Below are 600 nucleotides of genomic sequence, written 5' to 3'. Positions count from 1 at the left end.
TTGTACTGCGCCGGAGAGGCCGGCAAACGCTGCCCCGTGGGCGCGCCGACGTTCTGGTCCCGCAAGCGCCTGTCCTCGGTGACGACCAAGGCGCAGCGCACTCAGGGCTCCACGGCACTGAGCAAGGTCGACAAATACCTGCTCACCCAGTCCTTCCCGAGCACCCTGACCGACACGGCCCCGCCGCTGTGGCTGGAGTCCATCCAGCGCACCGGCTACGCCGTCGACGGCCAAACCACTGCACAGATGAATGCGGTGGAGTTCTCCCACAACAACCAGGCCATGCCCAACCGAGTCACCACCGGAAGCGGCGACCCCCGGCCGGCGTTCGACCGTCTCCGTATCCGCAGGGTGGTCACCGAGTACGGCGGCGAGATCGACGTCGAATACTCCGACCCCTGCCCGGCCATGGCCGTCGAGGCTCACCCCGACCCGGAGGACAACGGCACCCGCTGCTACCCGGTCTACTGGAGTCCGGACCCGAAGCAGGAGACCATCGACTGGTTCAACAAGTACGTCGTCACCTCCATCACCCAAAAACCCCGCATCGACGACGTCCCCGACCTGGTCACCGAATACCAGTACCCCACCGACGGCGCA

1 protein-coding gene is annotated in these 600 nt (G+C 66.3%); it reads left to right on the top strand.

Annotated features, from left to right (window positions below):
* Positions 1–36: 36 nt before the first annotated feature.
* A partial coding sequence (locus tag AC3EUJ_RS37240; RefSeq protein WP_431969443.1) for a hypothetical protein occupies positions 37–600 on the top strand: 564 nt, incomplete at its 3' end.

It is taken from the genome of Actinacidiphila sp. bgisy160, from assembly GCF_057707815.1.
Note: the sequence above shows the minus strand (reverse complement) of the source record. Positions and strands in the feature narration are given on the sequence as shown.